Raw genomic sequence first — 21,407 nt, forward strand, 5'->3', positions numbered from 1 at the left:
GGTAAATATCTCAGTAAGTGCTCCATGAACTCCAGCTGTTGCGGTATGCGCTAACCGGTAGATTGTCTTTCCAGAACCAGGGGGAGTAGCGTGCAGAGGTAGTCATCTTCGCCGAGTGTCGGCAGGGTTTCGAATACGAACTGCATGTACTCGTAGGTTGATCTTGCCCGCTAGCTGGCAATTGAACCAAGTGGCCGACGCCCGCATCCACGCGGGCGTCTCGAGCATCTGATGGTGCAATGGGAGGGGGCTGTTGAGAGCCCCCTCAGCGCCCGTGCAACCGGCGATGCAGAGAGCGGATCCGTTCGGCGAAGGCCGGTACCGGCCCCTCGACCACGGCGCCCGGCACCACCTGCTCGATGGGCAGTGGTGCCACCGGCGCCGGCGCAACGCCCATCTCCTCGAGCCAGCCGATCAGCTGCTCGGAAGAGCTGGCGTAGACGATGCGCCCAAGCCCCACCCAGCCATGGGCCGCCGCGCACATGGGGCAGTGCTCGCCGGAGGTATAGACGGTCGCCCCGGCGCGCTGCTCAGGTGTGAGGTGCTCCGCCGCCCAGCGTGCCAGAAAGAACTCGGGGTGCTGGGTGGCGTCGCCGCCGGCCACATGGTTGTGGTCCTCGGCCAGCACCTTGCCCTCAGCGCTTACCAGCACCGAGCCGAAGGGCTCATCGCCCGCTTCCAGTCCCTTCTCCGCCAGCGCCACGCAGCGCTCCAGATGAATCATATCGGTGGCATCGATCATCGTCGGGTCTCCAGTGCTGAAAGATCCTCCAGCATAGGAAGCCTCGCCGCGATTTGCATCCCCCGTCCATTGCCTGGCGGCGAGGTCCGGCTCGGCCGAAGCGCTGGGGCACGGCTACCAATCCTGTTACCAGAACTCATCCAGCATCAGCAGCAGGGTGGCTCCCACGGCGGCGAGTAACAGGGCGTTGCGTGCCCAGCGAATGCCACGGGTCAGGGAGTGCAACCATCCGTAAGCATCGGCGTTCTCGACCGTCTCTTCCCTTGCCTTCCTCGCCATCATGGAGTCGGGCGACAGGCGCCCCCGCAGCCAGTCGATCAGCGTCCGAGCGCTGGCGGTGACCGCCAGCAGCCTGTCCAGCACCGCAGACAGCGCCGCCAGCAGCAGTGCGACATAAAGGAGTGCGCCGATGCCCAGCAGCGGTGCCACCTCCGCTTCCCATCCCGGTGATATCTGAAACCCCGGTAATGCCGAGCGCACCACCGTGACGATACCGACGACGACTCCCAGCGCCTCCTGCAGATGGGAGAGTAGACCCCCCAGCAGCAGGGTGAGCTCCGTGATGGCCAGCCAGCCCTGGCGGGCGGCATCGCTGAGCCACAGGCCGGCCCGGCGCAGCAGGGTTCGCAGGACGATCGGCAGCGCGAGGATCACCGCGACGCTCAGGGCCAGGATAAACAGGTCCCGCGCCTCACCGAGCTCGAGCCCGAGGATCAGCGTCAGACTCACCGCGCTGACCAGGGTCAGGCGGGTCCAGCGACCAGGGTGGCAGGGGGTGTGGGTGCCTTCCCGACGATCGCGCAGGTCGCTGCCCAGCGCCCCGAAGGCGAAGGCCACCACCGGGGCGCCCAGGTTGGCACTGCTCCAGCTCAGGAACACTCCGCTAGCCTCCACGATGGCGGCCATGCATATCACGCCGGCGATCCCGCGTCGCCGATAGCACCAGCCGGCCAGCAGGGCCGCCAGGGGGAGGGCGAGGCTGCTGCCCACGGGAGCGAGCTGCCGCAGCAGTTCGCCGTGCTCCCCCGCCCACATGACGAGACCATGCCAGGCCGGATACCCGCCCCATAGCACCAGCAGCAGCGCAGAAGTCACAAGTGGCCTGGCCGGCAACGGCGTGATGGGCCCCTGCGCCTCATGGAGCTCGCGGTGGTACCGCCCGGCCAGAAAGCAGGCCGACCCGGTCAGGAAGTCGGCGGGGGTGTCGAGCCGGTAGCCGATCCGCCTGGGTAGCTCCAGCAGCGTCCCGTCGAGCAGGGCCAGGGCGAGCCCCGCGGCGGTGGCCAGGGCCAGGGGGGCCAGCACCGACAGTGTCGGGGCCCGGGCAGTGCCGAGCAGAAACAGCAGGAAGAACAGCGCTGGCAGCAGACGGATCGAGACATCGATATCGACGCCATTGTCGAGCCCCTCCCTGGCCACGACCAGATGCAGCGGCAGCAGGAGGAGAGCGGCGAGGAAGCCGAAGCCCGGCCGGAAGCGGTCGGCGAGGTCCGGCACCCTCCAGCCGGACGCCAGCATTGCGGCCAGCGCGATGGCGACCAGATAGAGGCCAGGCTCGGCGGGAAAGCCGCCAATGGGTAGGTAGAGTCCGAAGGGAAGCAGCAATCCACCGACCACTACCATGCCGACTCCCCGCCAGCCATGGCGGTCGCCGGCGAAGCCCGCCAGTGGCACACAGGCGAGGGCGGCATGGAAATACAGAACACCGGTCAGTGGCCACTGGAAGGAGAGCAGCAGGAAGGCAGGAATGAGCCAGCAGGGGCCTTTCATCCTGTTTCCTCCCGGGCCTTCGAGCCCGCTGCTGTTGCCTGGCTCCAACAGACCGGCACGCGGAGCGTCTCTAGCTGAAAGATAGTGAATGCAAACGCGTCGCGCCGTCAGAAGGAGGCAGCGTCGTTCCACCGACAGGACAGGCGTGGTGGACTGAAGCGCGCTGAACTGGCCACAGTGCTGCTGGTGATATATGGGTGGAGCTGCGCTTACTCCTGACGGGTAAGTGACGCGAATAGCGGCATCAGCAGTGCGAAGAGTTCCGCCTGTGAGGAGATACCACACTTTGCGTAGAGCTGGCGGCGGAAGACCTTCACCGTTTGCAGGCTGACCTCCAGGTGTAGGCTGATGGATAAAGATGAGTGGCCGCGAAGGATGAACAAGGCCACTTCAGCCTGGCGAGGGCTCAGCCGAATGTCGTGGGTCTGCTGCAGTGCCTCGCGCAACCGCTCTCCCAAGGGCGCTGGTGTGGCCTGGGTAGCGCTATCGGGCCGATAGTCTCGCCAGTGTGTCTCCAGCAGGGCGCTGAGCGTCATGGCATTTTGCCCCAGCGCCTGCAGCTCGCGTTTGCTGAAAGGCTTGCCGCTTGTGCGATCCCTGCCGAAGCAGGCCGTCAGTGTGATGCTATCGCTGATGGTGGCAAACACGGCCACCTCGTCGAGCAGAGTGGTCTGTTGATAATAGCGCCTGTAGTAGTGCGTGCGTCGGAAACGGTCCGGCGCTACGTCCTTCAGGCGATGAAGGCCGCGTACCCCCCCCTTGAGATGCTCCCGATAGAAGGGATCCAGCAGATAGGCTCCACCCAGGTACTGACTATCCATTGGCAGGTAGACCACTGGATCGGCGCACTCTCGATGAAGCACCGCCGGTCGATGTTCGCCGTGATAGGCGATGATAATCAGGTTGTCGAAGGCAGCCAGGCACCGCGTCAGAGCAGAGAAGCGGTGGGGCAGTTCGGGTGTTGCCAAGGCCTTGATCGTCTTGGGCAAGGCCAGTTCATAGTCGCTATGTGTCATCTGTGGCGCATTCGCAAGGCCATACCACGCTGGGGTTATATACGCTCCGGGGGCCGGCCCCTACCGTTATGACTCGAACGGCCATCAGCCGCGGCAGTGTAGTCGGGCGTTTGCAGCGACGGCAACCGCAGGCTGAATGCGTTCGTGGAAGGGTCGTGCATCGGCGATGGTCCGGTGTCGGCGTCAACGTACCCTGGAGACGGATCATGACAGAAAACAATATCCAACTGGAAAGAACACTATCCCTCAAGGCCGTAGTGCTGTTCGGCCTGGCCTATATGACACCGATGATCGTGCTCGGTACCTTCGGTGTGGTGGCCGCCACCAGCCAGGGGGCGGTGCCGACGGCGTATATCATCACCACGGTAGCCATGCTCTTCACCGCCTATAGCTATGGCATCATGGCTCGTGCCTTCCCGGTGGCTGGCTCGGCCTACACCTATGCCCGCAGGGCCATCGATTCACGAGTTGGCTTCATGGTCGGCTGGAGCGTGCTGCTGGACTATTTCTTTCTGCCCATGGTGATTTGGCTGATCGGAGCGGCCTATCTAAGCGCGCGCTTTCCTGAGGTGCCCACCTGGCTTTTCCTGTTGGGGTTTATCGGCATCACCACCGCCCTCAATATCTATGGCATCAAGATGGCCGCCAAGGTCAATGCGGCGCTGATGGCCTTTCAGATCCTGGTCATCGTCTTCTTTGTGCTGCTGTCGATCAGCCATGTGTTCGGTGTGAGCGGTATCGATGCCCTGTTGAGCCTGCAGCCGTTCGTTGGCGAGGAGGCCAGTTTCGCCGCCGTTGCCGCCGGTGCCGCGGTGGCCGCCTATGCCTTCCTGGGGTTCGATGCGGTCACGACCCTTACCGAGGAGACCATTGATCCCAAGCGCAACATTCCTCGCGCCGTTATCCTGACCGCACTGATCGGAGGCGGCATCTATGCGCTGGTGGGCTATACCACTCAGCTGGTTCATCCTGGCAGCGCCTTTGCCAATCCGGACTCGGCGGCCTTTGAGATCGCCAAGATCATCGGTGCCGACCTGTTCGCTTCCGTCTTCCTGGCCGGGATGGTGGTGGCGCAGTTCACCTCTGGCCTGGCGGCTCAGGCCAGCGCCTCACGCCTGCTGTTTGCCATGGGCCGTGATGCCGTATTGCCGCGCAGGTTTTTCGGCGCCCTGCATCGGCGTTTCCATACCCCGGTATTCAATATCCTGCTGACCGGTGCCATCGGCGTTGTTGCGCTCTTCCTCGACGTATTGTCGGCAGCCTCGTTTATCAACTTCGGCGCCTTCATCGCCTTTATCATGGTCAACCTGTCGGTGATCTTCCTGGTGTGCCGCGATACCGAGGCCAGGGCTCGCTATGGCCTCTTCAAGGGGGGAGTGATTCCGCTGATTGGCGCCGCGATCAACCTCTGGCTGATGAGCAAGTTGGATATCAACGCCGTCATCCTTGGGTCGATCTGGCTGCTGATCGGGATGGTACAGCTGGCCTACCTGACTCGACTGTTCCGTCGTGCTCCCCCTGAGGTTAGCTTTGATGAGTCGTCGTCCGAGTCGTCGTCTGCCGCGGTATAAGCAAGTCTGTAATGGAGGGCTCCATGCCTAGATATCTGCCTGTCCTGGTCGTACAGGAGCCGTCACGACGGTCCGGTAGGGATACCGAGCTTCGCGAACTCGAAGCGGAGCTGAGCGTCCACCTCAGTGACTTCGGTGCCGAGTTCGAACAGACCCGAATGGTGGTCTACCCTGAGTTCTACCTGTGTGGTGCCAGCGGTACGCCGGCTGAGCGCAGAGCGCAGCTGGAGGCCGCCGCAGAGCCGATCGATGGACCACGCCACCGGCATCTGGCGCGCATCGCCCGGAATCAGGGTGTCTGGCTGCTGCCGGGCACCGTTTGTGAGCGAGGCGAAGATGGTCATCTGTATAACACGGCTCCGGTGTACTCACCCCAGGGTGAGCGGGTGGCCGCCTATCGCAAGTGTTTCCCCTGGCGTCCCTATGAGCCCTTTCAGCCGGGGAGTCGCCTCGAGACCTTTGACATTCCCGGCATCGGCCGAATAGGGCTCGCCATCTGCTATGACATCTGGTTTCCAGAAGTTGTGCGTCAGCTGGCCTGGTCGGGGGCCGAGGTAATCATCAACCAGGTCGCCACCTCCACCAGCGATCGCGCACAGGAGCTGATACTGGTGCAGGCCAACGCCATCTTCAATCAGGTGTATATGGTCAGCGCCAACGCGGCCAAGCCCACCGGTGAGGGGCAGAGTCTGATGGTGGACCCCGAAGGCCGGGTGCGCGGGCAGATGCCCGGCGCCACGTCGGGCGTTCTCACCGATGTGCTTAATCTGGATGAGGTCGAGCGGGTTCGCACCTTTGGCACCGCGGGTTTGAATCGACTGTGGTCCCAGTACCGGGACGATGATCCGGTGCTGGAGTTGCCAATGTACGGGGGTGGTATCGATCCGCGTAAATGGAATCAAAGGGGGTGATCAAGCAGCCTGATCTGATCGCCTCCGGCAGAGGTCACCGCCCGCCACAGACGTTCTGGTAAGATGGCCGGCTCAGACTGGATGCCTCTGCCAGGAGTGGCTCGCCCAACATGATCCCCGACCGTCTTCCCCAGCTCGACAGCATCGCCGCGGAGCGTGCCGTGCGGCGCCTCGATCGACTTACCAAGCCACCGGGCAGCCTGGGGCGCCTGGAGCGTCTGGCCGTGGAGTTGGCGGCCATCCAGGGGGAGTCACTCCCCCAGGTTGCGCCCCCCGCCATGCTGGTGTTTGCCGCTGACCATGGGGTGGCCGCAGAGAGGGTATCGGCCTTTCCCCAGGAGGTGACCGCCCAGATGGTGGCCAACTTCACCGCCGGCGGGGCTGCCATCAACGTTTTCGCTCGGCAACACGCGGCACATCTTGAAGTCATCGATGTGGGGGTTGCCACTCCCATGCCCGATGATGTCGCCCGTCACCCGCGACTGGTGAACGAGAAGGTTCGACTCGGCACCGCCAATATGCTGGAAAGCGACGCCATGACACGGGACGAGGCCCTGCAGGCCATGGCGGCAGGGGCGCGCGCCGCGAAGCGTGCCGCCGCGGCCGGCTGTCGTTGCCTGATCATCGGCGAGATGGGCATCGCCAATACCACGGCGAGCAGTGCCTTGTTGGCCGTGCTGACCGGCGGTCCTGTGGCCGGGCTGGTCGGAAACGGTACCGGTCTCGATGCCAGTGGTGTGGCCCACAAGCGGTCGGTGATCGAGCGGGCCCTGGGGGCACGTCGGCCGGATCGCAACGACCCGCTGGGGACTCTCGCCGCGGTGGGGGGGCTGGAGATTGCCGCCATGGCCGGGGCCTTTCTGGGCGGTGCCGAACAGCGCCTGCCGCTGCTGGTGGATGGTTTTATCGCTACGGTGGCGGCGCTGGTGGCCCGTCGCCTCTGTCCCGGCTTGCGGGAGTATCTGATCTTCGGTCACCGCTCCCAGGAGCCGGGGCACGAGCTGGCACTGAAGGCCCTCGATGCCCGGCCGCTGCTCGACTTCGGGCTGCGCCTCGGCGAAGGCACCGGCGCCGCCCTGGCCTTTCCGCTGCTGGACTCGGCGTGTCGCCTGTTGTCGGAGATGGCCACCTTCGATGATGCCGGTATCGGCGCTGGGTCATGACGCCAAAGAGTTCCCAGCTCGCCTTCGTGCCGGGGTTGACCCTGGCCGTCGATGAGGGGTGCGTGCACCTTGCCAGCCCTCAGCCACTCTGGACGCTGAGCAGCGCCCTGGTGGGTGGTGGCTTCGGCTGGCGCCACCACTTCTGCAACTTTCATGTAGACAAGGATTACGCTGGCCACGACCCGGCCGGGGATCTGGCGAGGTGGCTGGCGGCGCGCGGTATCCCGCTGGAGGGGAGCCTGGCCATGATGACCGCGGTGCGACTCGAACACCTGACGCTGGTGGAAGGCGATGGGGTAGTGGTGGCGGTGACCGCGGGGGCAGGCAATGCCGTGGATATCACCGCTTCCCTGGCTGGCGATCCACGACCGGTAGGCACCATCAACACCCTGGTGCTTATCGATGGGTGCCTCAGCGATAACGCCATGGTCAACGCCTGCCTGTCTGCCAGTGAAGCCAAGGTGCGCGCCCTTCAATCGCTGGAAGTGCGTGATCCCCACAGCGGCACGCCGGCCAGTGGTACCTCCACCGACTGTCTGGCGATCGCCGCGACCCAGCAGGGAGCGATGACGCCCTACGCCGGGTCCGGTACCCGACTGGGACGCGAGCTTGGCCAGGCGATATATCGGGCCACTCGAGAGTCGCTGCTCGCCTCCCGGGAGTGGCGGTGTGGTGCCGAGAAGCGGGCGGTCTTCCATGGCTGAGCCGCTATCGCTTGCACTGCTCGGCCTGGTGCTGGCCGCCGTGGGATTCGACCTGCTGATCGGTGACCCGCGTCGCCTGCCGCATCCGGTGGTGGGCGTGGGGCAGGTGATCACTCGTCTGGAAGCCGCCTTGAACCATGGCAGCCCGGTGAGTCGTCGGTGCAAGGGGGCGTTGATGACGGCGCTGGTGGTACTGGGCACCGGGGGGCTGGGCTGGGTGTCCATCACGCTACTGGCACGTGTTCATCCCTGGCTGGGCTGGCTCGCCGAGGGGTGGCTGCTGGCCAGCTGTCTGGCGATCAAGGGCCTGCGCGATGCCGCCCTCGCCGTGGCGACGCCGCTGGCGAGTGGTGACCTGCCAGGCGCTCGCCGGGCACTTTCCATGATCGTCGGGCGTGATACCGTCGAGCTGGATGAGGCCGAGATCGCCCGTGGCACGGTGGAAACCGTGGCCGAGAACAGCGTGGATGGCATCACCGCTCCGCTGTTCTTTGCGCTGCTCGGCGGTGCGCCGCTGGCGCTGGCCTACAAGGCGATCAACACCCTCGACTCCATGGTGGGCTACCGCAACGCACGCTATCTCGACTTTGGCTGGGCCTCGGCCCGACTCGATGACCTGGCCAACTGGCTGCCAGCACGCCTGACCGCCCTGACGCTATGGCTCGGCGCGCGACCGAGCGCTGGGTGGCGGAGCCGGGGAGCGCTGGTCGCCACCCGCCGGGAAGCGCCGCGCCACCTTAGCCCCAACAGCGGTTGGCCCGAGGCCATGGTGGCGAATCTGCTGGGCGTGCAGCTCGGTGGCAACAACCACTATCTCGGCGAACTCTCCGAGCGGGCTCGGCTTGGCTCCCCCCATGAGGCCCTCGGTGCCCGGCATATCCCGGCGGCGGTTCGCTTGATGCATGGCGGTTGGGTCCTCTTTCTGGCGCTGCTGGCCCTTGTCATCCTGTTCAAGGAGGTGCTGACATGAGTGCGAAGGAGTGGCCGCTCCACGGCGGGCAGCCGGCGCCCTTGCTGGCTCGCTTCGGGCTGGCCGACAACACGCCGGTGCTGGATGCCAGCGCCAATCTCAACCCCCTGGGGCCGCCGACCTGGCTCGCCGACTGGGTGTCGGCTCGTCTGCAGGGAGAGGCACTGGCCCGCTACCCCGATCCCGACTATCGCGAGGCGCGAGAGTCGATCGCCGCCCGCGATGGGGTGGCACCCGATCAGGTGCTGCTGACCAACGGTGGCGCCGAGGCGGTCTTTCTGGCCGTTGCCCTGCATGCCCGGGAGTACCCTGCCGCTCCCGTGGCCATCGTCGAGCCCACCTTCGCCGAGTATGCACGAGCCTGCGCGGCCCATGGCCTGCCAGTCACTCGCCTGACGCTCGAGCCACCGGACTTTCGCCTCGACCCGGAGGCGGTGGTCGCCGCCCTGGGCGAGGCGCGGCTGCTCTTCCTGTGCCGACCCAACAACCCCACCGGCACCCTGATGCCGCAAGCCTCGGTGGCACGGCTGCTCGAACTCACCGCGGAGCGTGGCTGTCGGGTGGTGGTGGACGAGGCCTTTATTGATTTCGTGGGCAGCGCTGACGGAAAGCCGGCGGCGGGGGAGGCTTTGGCGCCGCTGCTGAGCCGCTTCGAGCACCTGCTCCTGCTGCGCTCGTTGACCAAGCATTTTACCCTGCCCGGGTTGCGCCTGGGCTATCTGCTGGCCGACCGCGACACCGTGCGCCATGCCGCCGGCTGTCAGCCCGCCTGGAGCGTCAATGGCCTGGCGGCGGCATTGGTGGCGCCGCTGCTCGCCGATCGCGACTTCGCCGGTCGCACCGAGGGGTGGCTCGCCACCGAGCGGCCGTGGCTGCAGGCCGGTCTCGCTGCCCTGGGCCTGGAAGTGATCCCCAGCCGGGCCAACTTCTTCCTGGTGCGTCACCCCGAGGGGCGCGAGGCGACGCGCCAACTGCTGCCGGCGCTGCTGCGCCGCGGTGTGCTGGTGCGTCATACCGAATCCTTCCCGGGCCTCGACGGCGGCTGGTTGCGCCTGGCCCTGGGCGATGCCACGACCAATGCGCGCCTGCTGGCGGCCCTGGCCGAGGTGTTGCGGGAAGCCGAGGAGGGCGGGTCATGATCGCCTTCGTCGGTGGTGGGGCGCGCTCCGGCAAGAGTCGCCACGGCGAGGCGCTGGCCGGCGCCTTGCATCGATCCCGCGGTGGCGAGCTCGTCTATCTCGCCACGGCCCAGGCCACGGACGCCGAGATGGCCGCGCGAATAGCGCGCCATCGTCACGAGCGCGGCACCGGTTGGCGCACCCTGGAGGCGCCCCTGGCGCTGGACACGGCCCTTGCCGAGGTGGCCGAGGGAGATAGCGTGCTGCTGGATTGCCTGACCCTCTGGGCCAGCCAGTGGCTCTATGCCGGTGGCGGCCAGGAGGCTGACGGGAAGGCGATGCTGGCCCGGGTAATCGAGATGGCCCGCACGCGCGATATCGCCCTGGTGGTGGTCTCCAACGACCTCAACGAAGCCCTGCCGCCAGCCGATGCCGAGACCTGGCGCTACCTGGCCTTTCTCCAGCGACTGCATCGCCGGCTGGCGCGAGAGGCGGACCGGGTGATCGAGGTGGTGGCCGGCATGGCGCTCGAGTGGAAAGCCACCGACGGCCAGGCTGATGGAGAATGCAGCGCGGAGGCGAGACGATGAAGGAGGCCCTCCATGGGCTGGTGCTGGCCCTGCAGTTTCTGACCCGGGTTCCTCTGCCTGTTGCCTGCCCGTGGCATGCCGGCACCTGTCGCTGGGCGTTGCGCTGCTATCCCCTGGTGGGCCTGCTGATCGGCGCCGCCCTGACGGTGGTGGCCGCTCTCGGGGAAGGACTTCCCACCCCGCTGCTGGCGCTGACCCTGCTCAGCCTGTGGGTGGCGCTCAGCGGGGGGCTACACCTCGATGGCGTCATGGATCTGGCCGATGCATTGGGCAGCAATGCGCCCCTGGAGCGGCGCTGGGCGATCATGAAGGATAGCCAGGTGGGCAGCTTCGCCATTCTCGCCCTCGTCTTCCTGCTGGCCTGGAAGGGTGTGCTGATATGGGCGCTGCTCGACGCCGGGATCAGCCCCTGGCTATGGGTGGCACTGCCGGCCCTGGCGCGCTTCGGCGCCCTGGTGCTGTTGCGCCTGGCGCCCCTGGCACGGCGCGAAGGGTTGGCCTGGACCTGGCGACAACACCTTGGGCATCGCGACCTGGCGCTATCGCTGCTGCCGTTGCTGGCCATCTTCGGCTTCGTGCCCGGCGGCGCCTGGCTGCTGGGGGCTCTTCTGGTCTTTCTATGCCTCTATGGCCTGTTCATGGTCAGGGCCTTTTCCGGCATCAACGGCGATATCGTCGGTGCCGCCATCGAGGGAGGAGAACTATGGCTGCTGCTCGCCGCCTGGAGCTGGTGGTGGTTCGGCATGGCGTGACGCGCTGGAATCTTGAACGACGCTACCAGGGGCAGCGCGACATCCCGCTGCTGCTGCCCGATGCCGTGCCAGACATGGAGCGGTTGCGTGAGCATCTGGCGGGCACCGAGTTCGACGCCATCCACTGCAGTGACCTGGCCCGCTGCCGACAGACGCTGGCCCATGTTCAGCCGGGCCGCGACGCCTCGGCGCTGTTCGACCCGCGCCTGCGCGAACTCGACTTCGGCGACTACGAAGGCCACACCTGGGACGAGCTCAAGGACGATCCGCACTATCGGGCATGGATCGATAGCGCGGGCATGCAGGCACCGCCCGGCGGTGAGTCGTCCGATGCACTCTGGGGCAGGCTCTCTGCCTGGCTGGAGGGTGTGCTTGCACAGGCAGGTGATCGGCAGCGCGTGCTGGCGGTCAGCCACGGCGGCGTAATTCGCGAGCTGCGCCGTCGTCTGGAGGCCGTCGACTTCTGGGAGGGCGTGGTGGGTCAGGCCCAGGGGCGTCACTTCACGTTTATCCATCAGGAGGGAGGCTGGCGATGCAGTGCTTCATCGGCGGTGCCTGTTCAGGGCGACGCGAACTAGTCAGCAAGCGCTTTCCGGCGGCGCACTGGGAGCGGCTGGCGCCGGGGCAGGCCGTAGGTGCCTGGCTCGGCGACCTGCCCACGGGAGTGATCCTGGTGGTCACCGGCTGGGCCGACTGGCTCACTACCGCCCTGGCCGAGGAGGGCGATGACGGTGTACGGCAAGGTTGGCGTGCCATGCTGGAGGCCCTGGCGGCGCGGGAGACCCGGGGGCTGGAGGTTGTACTAATTCTCGACGAGATGGGGCGCGGCATCGTGCCCATGGCGCCCGAAGCTCGCCGGCTGCGGGATCTCAACGGCTGGTTGGTCCAGGAGGTCGCGTCACGCTGCTCGGCGGTGTGGTATGTCCGCCATGGGCTGGCCAGGCGGCTGGACCAAGGGGAGTAGCGACCAAGGGCGCCCCTCCGCGTTGACGCTTCTGATGGGGATTGGTAGCTTACGCGCACTCTCAGGTGCTGGCGGAGTGAATGCCGCCAGGTAAACGGGAAGTCGGTCCATTCCGACGCTGCCCCCGCAACGGTGATCGAGTCAAGAACCGCCACTACCTTCAAGGGTATGCCACTGTGCCCATCGGCATGGGAAGGCGGCGGTTTAGCAGGGTCGTTGGCATCACGCCAGGTCCTCGCTCGTCAGTCCGGAGACCGGCCTAAGAGCGCATGCCGGACCGCGGAGGGTGGTCAACGGGCAGGGCATCGACCGCACGCATCCTCGCCGTCTCCCTTCCTTCCGTCCCTCTGCACCGGTCCTAAAAAAAGCAGTATGACACCGTGCGGGTGAGTACGGTGAGCAAGGGACAGAGATGAACACGACACACGCAACCCGTGGCCTGGCGACCTTCGCACTGGCCGCACTCCCCTTGGCCGTGCAGGCCGCGGACGCCCAGATCGCCGATGCCGGCGAGACCCAGGTGCTCAACCCCATGGTGGTCACCGCGGCGCTGGCGCCGCGCACCGCCGACGAGAGTCTCGCCTCGGTAACCCTGCTGGATGAGGCGACCCTGCGCCGCCAGGACCCCACCAGCTTGACCGATCTCTTCCGCGGCCAGCCGGGGGTGGATGTCAATACCAACGGCAGCTTCGGCAAGACCAGCAGCGTCTCCATTCGCGGCACCTCCAACAAGCAAAGCCTGCTGATGATCGATGGAATCCGCTTGCGTTCAGCCTCGTTGGGCGGGGCCTCCTGGCAATATCTCGATCCGCGCATGTTCGAGCGTGCCGAGATCGTGCGCGGCCCCCGCGGCAGTCTCTATGGCGCCGATGCCATGGGGGGTGTGATCCAGCTGTTTACCCCCGAGGGAGAGGAGGGCGAGCCGACACCGCGCATCTCCTTCGGCGGCGGTTCCTTCGATACTCAACGCTATAGTGCCAGCCTCTCAGGCGCAGAAGGCGGCACCCGCTATTACGTTGCCGCCAGCCGTTTCGATACCGAGGGAGCGCCGGTGCGCCGTGATGGTGACGACAAGGGTTACGACAACACCACCGGTCTGTTTCGTCTTGCGCATACCTTTGAAGATGGCTCGGAAGTAGGTCTCCTGGCATTGCGCGCCAAGGGTAATACCGAATTCGACAATTTCGGTGCACCAGCCGAGACAGATTTTGTGCAACAGGTGGCCGGGGTCTATGGAGAGTTGCCAGTGTCTGACAACTGGCGCAGCCGCCTAACTCTCAGCGAAGCTCGCGATGAAAGCGATAACCCTTCCTATGGCTCTGTTCTCGATACGCAAACGAGGACGGCACAGTGGAAGAACACGCTAAGTGTAGGAGCTCATGAGTTCGTTCTGGGAGCGGAGTACTCCAACGATAGTGTTGCAGGAAGCTACACTAGTAGTGGTCAATATGCTGTGGAAGAGCGCTACAACAAGGCATTCTTTTCTCAGGCCCTGCTCGATTTTTCGCCTTTAGCGATTCAGGCGAGCATGCGTTATGACGATAACGAAGCCTACGGTGACAAAGTTACCGGCAGCTTGGCGTTGGGTTATGAGCTGGATAATTCCCATACGCTAAGAGCAAGTTACGGCACGGCTTTCCGGGCGCCTGCTTTCGACGACCTTTATTGGCCCTACGAAGAGAGCAGAGATCCCTTTGGTAATATCTATGTGTCCGTGGGAGATCAAGGGGTTGAAGCCGAAACATCGGCCTCTTATGAGCTCGGCATGCGCGGCCAGTACGACAGTTGGTTCTGGGATCTCGCCGCATATCAGACCGATATCGACGACCTGATTGTATGGGCATTGGACATGCCCGCACCTAACGTGTTCCGCTACCGTCCAGCCAATGTGAATGACGCTCGTATTCGTGGCGCAGAGCTTGCGGCTGGTACAGAACTGGGCGGCTTGACCCTACAGGCGGCACTCAGCTATACCGACCCTGAAGACCGTAGTACCGGTAACCAGCTTACTGGGCGCGCCACGCAGAGTCTGCGCTTCGACGTTGATCGTGAAATGGGCGACTGGTCGTTGGGTGGTTCATTGATTGCGCAGAATCACCGGTATATCGACGCTGCAAATCAGGATCACCTGTCAGGCTACGGCCTGGTGAATCTGCGCGCCGGTTGGAAGTTTGCCCCGATGTGGTCGGCTCGTGTGACGGTCGAGAATGCTCTGGACAATGAGTACGAGACCGCGAAGAACTACCTCAACGCCGGTCGTGCGGCCTTCCTGAGCGTGCACTTCGGGCCGTGATAACCAGACGGCTTGCTCGGCTACTCCTGGCCGGCCTTGCGCTGCTGCCCCTGGCGGCGGCGCAGGCCCAGGATGAAATATGCGCGGTCGATGCCCTGGATCGCGAGGTGTGCCTGGAGCGGCCCGCCTCGCGCATCGCCGCGCTGTCACCGGGTGCCACCGAGCTCGCCTTCGCCTCCGGCGCGGGTGAGCGGGTGGTGGCGGCGGTCGAGTACAGCGACTATCCGCCTGAGGCTCTCAAGATTCCTCGAGTCGGCAGTCATAACCGTCTCGATCTGGAGCGCCTGCTGGCGCTCACCCCTGATCTGGTGATCGGCTGGGTCACCGGCAATCCCGCCGAGCAGCTCGAGCGCCTGGAGGCGCTGGGCATGGCGGTGTTCTATATCGAGCCGCGCACCTTCGATGAAATAAGTGCCACGATCGAGCAGTTGGCCCGCTTCGCCGATACCCGGGAAGTGGGCGAGGCAGAGGCCGAGCGATTTCGCCGGGAGATGGCGACACTGGCCGAGCGCCATGCCCAGGCCGAGCCGGTCTCGGTCTTCTATCAGGTCTGGGACCAGCCGCTGATGACCATCAACGACAGGCACTGGATCGGTCAGGTGATAGCACTATGCGGTGGCACCAATGTCTTCGGAGAGCTCGAGCGACTGGCGCCCCGTCTCGATGAGGAGGCGCTGCTGGCGGCGAACCCCGAGGTGATCCTCGCCGGTGGCAGGGGGGAGGCTAACCGTGACTGGCTGGCACACTGGCGCGCCTACCCCTCGCTCACGGCGGTTGCCCAGGATAATCTCTTCTTCGTGCCGCCGTCGCTGATCCAGCGTCCCACCCCTCGGCTACTGGAGGGCACCGGCGTGGTCTGCGAACGGCTCGATCAGGCCAGGGCACGGCGCGGAGAGCATCAGCAGTGATCGCCCTGCTTCGCCCCCTGGGATTGCTGACCCTCGCCGCCCTGGCGGCGTTGGTGTTCTCCGTGGCGCTGGGCAGCGTAACACTGTCGCCCGGCGAGATCCTGGCGGCCGTGAGCGGTGGGGGAGAAGCGCTCTCGCGTACCCTGATCCTCGAGTTGCGATTGCCTCGCTCGCTCGCCGCCTTCGCGGTGGGCGGGCTGCTCGCCGTGGCCGGGGCACTGATGCAGGTGCTGCTGCGCAATCCCTTGGCCGACCCTTATGTATTGGGGCTCTCCGGCGGGGCCGCGGTGGGGGCGCTGATGGGCATGCTGGCAGGCGTGGGGGGGCTGCTGATCTCGGGTTCCGCCTTCGTGGGGGCCCTGATCTCGACTCTGCTGGTATTCGGCCTGGCCCATGGGCGTGGCGGCTGGACGCCTGCGCGGCTACTGCTGACCGGCGTGGTGGTGGCGGCCGGTTGGGGGGCGGTGATCACACTGATGCTCTCGGTCAGCCCCGTCGAACGCCTGCCCGGGATGCTCTACTGGCTGATGGGCGATCTTGCTCATGCCGGCTCACCCTGGCCGTTGTTGGCGCTGCTGCTGGGCGCCTGCCTGCTGGTGGTGCCCCTGGGTCGCCACCTTAATGTATTGGCGCGGGGCCCCTTGCAGGCCGCCGCGCTGGGGGTGGCGGTGCGACGCCTGGAGTGGGGGCTCTATCTGACGGCGAGCCTGCTGACGGCGGCGGCGGTGACCGGCGCCGGCAGCATCGGCTTCGTCGGCCTGGTGGTGCCGCATATGCTGCGCCTGGCGCTGGGTAATGATCAGCGCCTGATCCTGCCCGCCTGTGCGCTGGCCGGCGGCACCCTGTTGCTGGTCGCCGATACCCTTGCCCGCACCGTGATCGCCCCGGAGCAGCTGCCGGTGGGGGTGATCACCGCGCTGCTCGGCGTTCCCACCTTCCTCTACCTGCTCTATCGAGGCTCCTGATGGTCGATCCTGTGACACCGCCGCTGGTGGCTCGCCACCTGGTGATCGATGTGCCGGGCCGTGCCGACGGTGACGCCCTGAACCTCGAGGTTAAGGCGGGGCAGGTCTGGGGCGTGCTGGGGCCCAATGGTGCCGGCAAGACCACGTTGCTGCATACCCTGGCGGGGCTGCGCCCGCCTCGCGCCGGTGAGGTGCTTCTGGGGGAGGCGCCGCTTGCCTCGCTGCGTCGTCGTGAGGTGGCCAGGCGGCTGGGGCTGGTGTTTCAGGAGCGCCACGACGGCTTTCCCTCCACGGTGCTCGAGACGGCGCTGATCGGCCGCCACCCTTGGCTTTCGCCCTGGCAGATGGAGGATGGCGAGGATCTACGCCTGGCCGAGGCGGCACTAAAACGGCTCGATGTGGCCCATCTGGCCGAGCGCCTGGTGAGCACCCTTTCGGGGGGCGAGCGTCAGCGACTGGCCATCGCCACGGTACTGACCCAGGCACCGGCGATCTGGCTCGCCGATGAGCCCACCAACCACCTCGACCTGCATCATCAGACGGCGGTAATGGCCCTGCTCAACGAGCTGGCCGCTGAAGGGCGTTCGGTGATGATGTGCCTGCATGATCTCAACCTGGCCGGACGCTGGTGCGACCATCTGTTGCTGCTCTATCCGGATGGACAAGCGTGCTGGGGGCCGGCGCAGGAGATGCTGGTTCCCGAGGCGCTGGAGCGTCTCTATGGTCAGCGGCTGGCGAGTGCGGAGATCGATGGAGCCCCTGTCTTCGTAGCGGTGAGCTGAACATGACCGACGCCAGGGGCGCGGCGAGGCGGATGCCGTCCGCCGTCTGATCCCCCATCGTCTGCTCGCCGATAACGGTCATTACCCGATTCTGATCAATGTGCTCAATATCGTCTGTGCGGCATAGGCGAAGAGGAATGAAGCATGCATGACCCCAATATGCCCTTCTCCGAGGCGGAGAAGGCAGGTCTCTATCGGGCCATTCATGAGCGCCGGGACGTGCGTTCGCAGTTTCTGCCGGACCCGGTGCCGCCGCGGGTCCTGGGCCGACTGCTGGAGGCGGCCCATCACGCCCCCTCGGTGGGTTTCATGCAACCCTGGGATTTCCTGGTGATCGAAAGCCTCGAGGTGCGCCGGCAGGTGCATGGCATCTTTACCCGGGAGAACGAAAAGGGGGCACGACAATTCTCAGGAGAGCGCCAGCAGCACTACCGCAGCCTGAAACTTGAAGGGATCCTCGAGAGCCCCCTCAATCTCTGTATTACCTGCGATCGAAGTCGCGGAAATGGGCCGGTGCTCGGCCGTACCAGCATTGTCGAGATGGACCTGTTCAGCACCTGCCTGGCGGTCCAGAACCTCTGGCTGGCCGCACGTGCCGAGGGAATCGGCGTGGGCTGGGTCAGCATCCTCGACCAGGAGGAGCTGGCCACGGTGCTGGGCCTGCCGGAGCATGTCTACCCACTCGCCTATCTATGTATCGGCTATGTCAGTGAGTTTCTGGATGAACCGGAACTGGCCCGCAAGGGCTGGCGGCAACGGCTGCCGCTGGCCGAGCTGGTGCATGCCAACGGTTGGGGGCAAGAGGTCAGCGATGACGAACTCCGCCAGGCTCTGGAGGACCCATGCCCACGCTGATGATCCAGGGCACCATCTCGGATGCCGACAAGAGCACGCTGGCAGCCTATTTACAGGGTGACACGTTTACATGGTGACCCGGTCGATAAAGCGGCGGAAGTACATCTCCAGGCGCAGGGTGAGCGCCCAGCGGTGCTCGTAGTCCACATCGCGGGGGAAGTGCAGGGAGGGCGCGATGTCCAGAAAGGTGAAGCCCTTGTGGATATCGCGACGGAAGCGCAGCTGCAGATAGCTGTCCTCGATGGTGGTATGAGAGAGGCTCTCGCCCAGCACCACGGCGGAGTAGCGCAGTACACTGCGGCTGTTGATGCGCTGGTTCAGCTCGGCGGCCTGGCTGAACTCCAGGGTGTCGACCTCTTCGCGCCACTGGGCGTTACTGATGAAGCGAAGATGGCGCTTCTCATCTATCGGACGGCCGAGATCCCAGCGGGTACGCGCCGAGTAGCCGTCCTCGTTGAACCAGGAGAAACGGTTATCGCTATGCAGCTTCCAGGGACCGTCATCAAGGGTCCAGAGCCGCTGGGTGGTGAGGCGGGCATAGGGGTCGAGGGGCAGGCGAACCTTGATGCCGGCGCCGATCTCGGTATCCCACTCCCGGGTCCTGTCGCCTTGCCCCAGGTGGCGTAGTCCCACCAGCACGTCCTCGATGCTGTCGATACGATCATCGCTAAGCGACGACTCTTGCTCGCCGAGAGTGCCGCGCGTCTCGTCCGGCTCGCTCTCGATGATCAGGCGCAGTCGCTCCTCGGTGGTGGGCAGGTCGAGGCGGAAGCGAGCTCCCAGGTCATGATCGAACGCTTCGCCTTCCTTCCAGGCATTCTCTTGGCTGATGCGCAGGTAGGAGTCGGAGTCCACCGTCAGGGCGTCGGTGGTACCGAAGAATCCGTCGATGCTGCGCGAAGTACCGTCCACCCAGTCGGTCATGGTGGCATGGAAGGGGCCGATACGCTTCTCGGCCCATTCCGGGAGGTCGCTGTCATCATCGGGCATCGGGGTATCGGCTTGTGCGGCCATGGTTAGGCAGGCCGTCAGGGCGATCAGCGCCTTCTTCATCTTGTTGATCTCGCGTCGGTTCCGTCTTGCGCAGAGTCTATCTGAACCAGCCCTTCATGACTTCGGTAATCTGCCGGATTTGTGCCTCCGAGGTGACATAGGCGGGCATGGTGTAGAGCCATCGGCCGATGGGGCGCAGCCAGATGCCCTGTTCACGCGCCCAGTCCGCTACGCCGTCCAGGGCGGCTGCGCCGTGAGTCTCAATCACCGCGGTGGCGCCGAGTACGCGTACATCCGCTACCTCCGGGTGCTCGGTCAGTCGCGTGTCCTCGAGCAGTTCCTGGCGCAGCACATCGCTGAGGAGAGCGATACGCCCCAGGTAGTCCTCCTCTTCGAACACCGCCAGGCTCTCCAGTGCTACCGCGCAGGCCAGCGGGTTGCCCATGAAGGTGGGGCCATGCATGAAGGCGTGTTCGGGCGAGTCGCCCACGAAGGTGTCATGCACCCGGGTGGTGGCCAGTGTCGCCGCATGGCCCAGATAGCCTCCCGTGAGCCCCTTCGACAGCACCATCATGTCCGGGGTGACGTCGGCGTGGTCGGCGGCGAACATTCGGCCGGTGCGACCGAAGCCCGTGGCCACTTCATCGAATATCAGCAGCACGTCGAACTCGTCGCATAGCTCTCGAGCCCCACGAAGGTAGTGGGGCGAGGTCATGTTTAGCCCGCCTGCGGCCTGCAGCAGTGGTTCCACCAGGAGGGCGGCGATCTCCTGGTGATGGCGCTCGAGTACGTTGCGCAGGGCGGCCAGGTCCGCCGCTACCGCTTCGGGGTCGGCATCGAAGGGGGCCTCTGGCGCCGGGGCGAAGTGATGGCGGGGGAGGTAGCCGGCGAACAGGGAGTGCATGCCCTCCTCGGGATCGCACACCGCCATGCAGCCTGCGGTGTCGCCGTGGTAGGCCTTCATCAGTGAGAGCATCCGGTGCTTACCGCTCCTGCCGCGCAGCTGATGGAACTGAATGGCCATCTTCATGGCCACCTCCATGCCTACCGAGCCGCTGTCGGAGAAGAACACATGGTTGAGCCCCTTGGGGGTGATGCGTACCAGCTCGCGTGCCAGGCGATCGGCGGGGGCGTGCGTCAGGCCCCCGAGCATCACATGACAGAGGGTATCGGCCTGCTGCTGGATGGCGCTTACCAGCCGCGGATGGCGATAGCCATGAATCATGCACCACCAGGAGCAGGTGGCGTCGAGCAGGGTCTCGCCGCTCTCCAGCTGGAAGCTCGGGCCTTCGCCGCCGACTACCTTGGGTGCCGGTTGCTGGGTCTTGAGATGGGCATAGGGGTGCCAGACGGGGGATGAGTCGAGTGAGCTAGACATCAGCAGGATCCAGGGCCGTTGTGGTCGGGAACGTTGTGAAGGGAAACGACAGACACGCGGAAACTCCGTACATCTCGTTGGAGATGACGGGGTGTTGGCGTTGGATGCTGGGGGGACTACTGGGGGAGAAGATGGTGCGGATGGGGAGACTTGAACTCCCACGCCCTGAGGCACCAGAACCTAAATCTGGCGTGTCTACCAATTCCACCACATCCGCACGGATAGGCTGGCGTGGTATTTTACGGACGCACACGGACAAGTCAATGATCATCGGGCAACTTCAGGTGGTCGGCAGCCGCCGCGGCCAGTGCAGGCGGGTCGCAAGCCGGTAGGTGCGGAACGACACCCAGGCAGCGGGCGTCCAGCGTTCTCGCCAGTGTTGCCAGGTTGTCGCGATAAAGACCTTCGTCGTTGCCGAATGCGGGGTCGACGAGGCTGCCGGCCCAGCCGGCCAGCCGCAGACCATCGGCGCGTATTGCCTCGGCCGTCAATCGTGCGTGACTGATACAGCCTAGCCGGAGGCCAACCACCAGAATCACCGGTAGCGCCAGCTGGGTTGCCAGGCCGGAGAGGTCCTCCCGGGCATTCAGCGGCACCCGCCAGCCACCGGCGCCCTCCAGCAGAGTGAGGTCCCGACCCAGGCCCAGCCCTTCGCGCATGCTCTCGCTCAAGGCGTCAAGCGTGAGCGTGACACCCGCATCTCGAGCGGCGAGGTGAGGCGCTATCGCCGGCGAAAAGGCGTGGGGATTGACCGTGGTATAGGGCACCGCGGGGTGGCTGCAGGCCTGTAATGCCAGGGCGTCGGTATTGCGCAGGCCCGCATCGGTGGGCTCACTGCCTGAGGCGACGGGCTTGAGGCCCAGGGTCGTTAGTCCCTTGCGGCGTGCCAGGGCCAGCAAGCCAGACGTGACCAGGGTCTTGCCGGCGTCGGTATCCGTGCCGGTGACAAGGTAGGCGGCCAT

21 protein-coding genes, 1 tRNA gene and 1 riboswitch are annotated in these 21,407 nt (G+C 65.4%); of the genes, 15 read left to right on the forward strand and 7 right to left on the reverse strand.

The genetic code is table 11. From position 1 onward, the window contains the following. Positions 1-265: 265 nt before the first annotated feature. The 3 genes from GRB80_RS01245 to GRB80_RS01255 form a co-directional block, all read right to left on the reverse strand. The gene (locus tag GRB80_RS01245) at positions 266-742 is read right to left on the reverse strand and encodes a nucleoside deaminase (protein WP_161422267.1); all 477 of its coding nucleotides are present in this window, start codon (positions 740-742) and stop codon (positions 266-268) included. Positions 743-868: 126 nt separating this feature from the next. After that, positions 869-2,512, reverse strand: a complete 1,644-nt coding sequence (locus GRB80_RS01250) for a hypothetical protein (RefSeq protein WP_161422268.1) — start codon at positions 2,510-2,512, stop codon at positions 869-871. A gap of 209 nt (positions 2,513-2,721) precedes the next feature. Then, the gene (locus GRB80_RS01255) at positions 2,722-3,528 is read right to left on the reverse strand and encodes a LuxR family transcriptional regulator (RefSeq protein WP_161422269.1); all 807 of its coding nucleotides are present in this window, start codon (positions 3,526-3,528) and stop codon (positions 2,722-2,724) included. Positions 3,529-3,734: 206 nt separating this feature from the next. On the opposite strand from GRB80_RS01255, the gene GRB80_RS01260 reads away from it, so the two are divergent. The 15 genes from GRB80_RS01260 (at position 3,735) to bluB (ending at position 18,074) form a co-directional block, all read left to right on the forward strand. Continuing rightward, positions 3,735-5,099 carry an APC family permease gene (locus GRB80_RS01260; protein ID WP_161422270.1) on the forward strand — a complete coding sequence of 455 codons (1,365 nt, stop codon included), beginning with the start codon at positions 3,735-3,737 and terminating at the stop codon, positions 5,097-5,099. A 23-nt stretch (positions 5,100-5,122) separates the two neighbouring features. Beyond that, positions 5,123-6,010, forward strand: coding sequence for a carbon-nitrogen hydrolase family protein (locus GRB80_RS01265; protein ID WP_161422271.1), 888 nt, complete (start codon positions 5,123-5,125; stop codon positions 6,008-6,010). 110 nt (positions 6,011-6,120) lie between these two features. Further along, on the forward strand, positions 6,121-7,173 hold the full coding sequence (gene cobT / locus GRB80_RS01270) for a nicotinate-nucleotide--dimethylbenzimidazole phosphoribosyltransferase (protein ID WP_161422272.1): 1,053 nt from the start codon (positions 6,121-6,123) through the stop codon (positions 7,171-7,173). Then, positions 7,170-7,877 carry an adenosylcobinamide amidohydrolase gene (locus tag GRB80_RS01275; RefSeq protein ID WP_161422273.1) on the forward strand — a complete coding sequence of 236 codons (708 nt, stop codon included), beginning with the start codon at positions 7,170-7,172 and terminating at the stop codon, positions 7,875-7,877. Before cobT ends, GRB80_RS01275 begins: the two co-directional genes overlap by 4 nt. Then, positions 7,870-8,847, forward strand: coding sequence for an adenosylcobinamide-phosphate synthase CbiB (gene cbiB, locus GRB80_RS01280; protein ID WP_161422274.1), 978 nt, complete (start codon positions 7,870-7,872; stop codon positions 8,845-8,847). The genes GRB80_RS01275 and cbiB overlap by 8 nt, the downstream gene beginning before the upstream one ends. Then, on the forward strand, positions 8,844-9,986 hold the full coding sequence (gene cobD, locus GRB80_RS01285) for a threonine-phosphate decarboxylase CobD (RefSeq protein WP_161422275.1): 1,143 nt from the start codon (positions 8,844-8,846) through the stop codon (positions 9,984-9,986). Before cbiB ends, cobD begins: the two co-directional genes overlap by 4 nt. Next, complete coding sequence (locus GRB80_RS01290; RefSeq protein ID WP_161422276.1) at positions 9,983-10,555, forward strand: bifunctional adenosylcobinamide kinase/adenosylcobinamide-phosphate guanylyltransferase; 573 nt, start codon at positions 9,983-9,985, stop codon at positions 10,553-10,555. The genes cobD and GRB80_RS01290 overlap by 4 nt, the downstream gene beginning before the upstream one ends. Continuing rightward, complete coding sequence (locus GRB80_RS01295) at positions 10,552-11,307, forward strand: adenosylcobinamide-GDP ribazoletransferase (protein ID WP_161422277.1); 756 nt, start codon at positions 10,552-10,554, stop codon at positions 11,305-11,307. Before GRB80_RS01290 ends, GRB80_RS01295 begins: the two co-directional genes overlap by 4 nt. After that, complete coding sequence (locus GRB80_RS01300) at positions 11,259-11,885, forward strand: histidine phosphatase family protein (protein WP_161422278.1); 627 nt, start codon at positions 11,259-11,261, stop codon at positions 11,883-11,885. The genes GRB80_RS01295 and GRB80_RS01300 overlap by 49 nt, the downstream gene beginning before the upstream one ends. Further along, a complete protein-coding gene (locus tag GRB80_RS01305) occupies positions 11,840-12,271 on the forward strand; it encodes a bifunctional adenosylcobinamide kinase/adenosylcobinamide-phosphate guanylyltransferase (protein ID WP_161422279.1) in 432 nt (143 codons plus the stop codon). The genes GRB80_RS01300 and GRB80_RS01305 overlap by 46 nt, the downstream gene beginning before the upstream one ends. A 46-nt stretch (positions 12,272-12,317) precedes the next feature. Continuing rightward, positions 12,318-12,548, forward strand: a riboswitch (cobalamin riboswitch). Between the two features lie 135 nt (positions 12,549-12,683). Then, positions 12,684-14,564 (forward strand): TonB-dependent receptor domain-containing protein, encoded by a 1,881-nt coding sequence (locus GRB80_RS01310; RefSeq protein WP_161422280.1) that lies wholly within the window; start codon positions 12,684-12,686, stop codon positions 14,562-14,564. After that, a complete protein-coding gene (locus GRB80_RS01315; RefSeq protein WP_309663484.1) occupies positions 14,564-15,472 on the forward strand; it encodes a cobalamin-binding protein in 909 nt (302 codons plus the stop codon). Before GRB80_RS01310 ends, GRB80_RS01315 begins: the two co-directional genes overlap by 1 nt. Beyond that, positions 15,469-16,437: a FecCD family ABC transporter permease gene (locus GRB80_RS01320; RefSeq protein ID WP_309663479.1), complete on the forward strand. Its 969-nt coding sequence runs from the start codon at positions 15,469-15,471 to the stop codon at positions 16,435-16,437. The genes GRB80_RS01315 and GRB80_RS01320 overlap by 4 nt, the downstream gene beginning before the upstream one ends. After that, a complete protein-coding gene (locus GRB80_RS01325) occupies positions 16,437-17,219 on the forward strand; it encodes an ABC transporter ATP-binding protein (protein WP_161422281.1) in 783 nt (260 codons plus the stop codon). The genes GRB80_RS01320 and GRB80_RS01325 overlap by 1 nt, the downstream gene beginning before the upstream one ends. Positions 17,220-17,363: 144 nt before the next feature. After that, positions 17,364-18,074: a 5,6-dimethylbenzimidazole synthase gene (gene bluB, locus GRB80_RS01330; protein WP_161422282.1), complete on the forward strand. Its 711-nt coding sequence runs from the start codon at positions 17,364-17,366 to the stop codon at positions 18,072-18,074. Between the two features lie 66 nt (positions 18,075-18,140). On the opposite strand, the gene GRB80_RS01335 is transcribed toward bluB, so the two are convergent. From GRB80_RS01335 to bioD, 4 genes are all read right to left on the reverse strand, one after another. Next, the gene (locus GRB80_RS01335) at positions 18,141-19,127 is read right to left on the reverse strand and encodes a hypothetical protein (RefSeq protein ID WP_237561897.1); all 987 of its coding nucleotides are present in this window, start codon (positions 19,125-19,127) and stop codon (positions 18,141-18,143) included. 37 nt (positions 19,128-19,164) lie between these two features. Further along, entirely contained in the window at positions 19,165-20,445 is a 1,281-nt protein-coding gene (gene bioA, locus GRB80_RS01340) for an adenosylmethionine--8-amino-7-oxononanoate transaminase (protein ID WP_161422283.1), read from the reverse strand. A gap of 132 nt (positions 20,446-20,577) precedes the next feature. After that, positions 20,578-20,662, reverse strand: a tRNA-Leu gene (locus GRB80_RS01345). A 43-nt stretch (positions 20,663-20,705) separates the two neighbouring features. Continuing rightward, on the reverse strand, positions 20,706-21,407 hold the full coding sequence (gene bioD / locus GRB80_RS01350; RefSeq protein ID WP_161422284.1) for a dethiobiotin synthase: 702 nt from the start codon (positions 21,405-21,407) through the stop codon (positions 20,706-20,708).

This window comes from Halomonas icarae, from assembly GCF_009901955.1.
Lineage (GTDB): Bacteria > Pseudomonadota > Gammaproteobacteria > Pseudomonadales > Halomonadaceae > Halomonas > Halomonas icarae.

Coding starts and splice junctions, on each gene's coding strand:
- GRB80_RS01245 (WP_161422267.1), bottom strand. CDS start 742: ATGATCGATGCCACCGATATGATTCATCTGGAGCGCTGCGTGGCGCTG.
- GRB80_RS01250 (WP_161422268.1), bottom strand. CDS start 2,512: ATGAAAGGCCCCTGCTGGCTCATTCCTGCCTTCCTGCTGCTCTCCTTC.
- GRB80_RS01255 (WP_161422269.1), bottom strand. CDS start 3,528: ATGACACATAGCGACTATGAACTGGCCTTGCCCAAGACGATCAAGGCC.
- GRB80_RS01260 (WP_161422270.1), top strand. CDS start 3,735: ATGACAGAAAACAATATCCAACTGGAAAGAACACTATCCCTCAAGGCC.
- GRB80_RS01265 (WP_161422271.1), top strand. CDS start 5,123: ATGCCTAGATATCTGCCTGTCCTGGTCGTACAGGAGCCGTCACGACGG.
- cobT (WP_161422272.1), top strand. CDS start 6,121: ATGATCCCCGACCGTCTTCCCCAGCTCGACAGCATCGCCGCGGAGCGT.
- GRB80_RS01275 (WP_161422273.1), top strand. CDS start 7,170: ATGACGCCAAAGAGTTCCCAGCTCGCCTTCGTGCCGGGGTTGACCCTG.
- cbiB (WP_161422274.1), top strand. CDS start 7,870: ATGGCTGAGCCGCTATCGCTTGCACTGCTCGGCCTGGTGCTGGCCGCC.
- cobD (WP_161422275.1), top strand. CDS start 8,844: ATGAGTGCGAAGGAGTGGCCGCTCCACGGCGGGCAGCCGGCGCCCTTG.
- GRB80_RS01290 (WP_161422276.1), top strand. CDS start 9,983: ATGATCGCCTTCGTCGGTGGTGGGGCGCGCTCCGGCAAGAGTCGCCAC.
- GRB80_RS01295 (WP_161422277.1), top strand. CDS start 10,552: ATGAAGGAGGCCCTCCATGGGCTGGTGCTGGCCCTGCAGTTTCTGACC.
- GRB80_RS01300 (WP_161422278.1), top strand. CDS start 11,259: ATGGCTGCTGCTCGCCGCCTGGAGCTGGTGGTGGTTCGGCATGGCGTG.
- GRB80_RS01305 (WP_161422279.1), top strand. CDS start 11,840: ATGCAGTGCTTCATCGGCGGTGCCTGTTCAGGGCGACGCGAACTAGTC.
- GRB80_RS01310 (WP_161422280.1), top strand. CDS start 12,684: ATGAACACGACACACGCAACCCGTGGCCTGGCGACCTTCGCACTGGCC.
- GRB80_RS01325 (WP_161422281.1), top strand. CDS start 16,437: ATGGTCGATCCTGTGACACCGCCGCTGGTGGCTCGCCACCTGGTGATC.
- bluB (WP_161422282.1), top strand. CDS start 17,364: ATGCATGACCCCAATATGCCCTTCTCCGAGGCGGAGAAGGCAGGTCTC.
- GRB80_RS01335 (WP_237561897.1), bottom strand. CDS start 19,127: ATGAAGAAGGCGCTGATCGCCCTGACGGCCTGCCTAACCATGGCCGCA.
- bioA (WP_161422283.1), bottom strand. CDS start 20,445: ATGTCTAGCTCACTCGACTCATCCCCCGTCTGGCACCCCTATGCCCAT.
- bioD (WP_161422284.1), bottom strand. CDS start 21,407: ATGGCCGCCTACCTTGTCACCGGCACGGATACCGACGCCGGCAAGACC.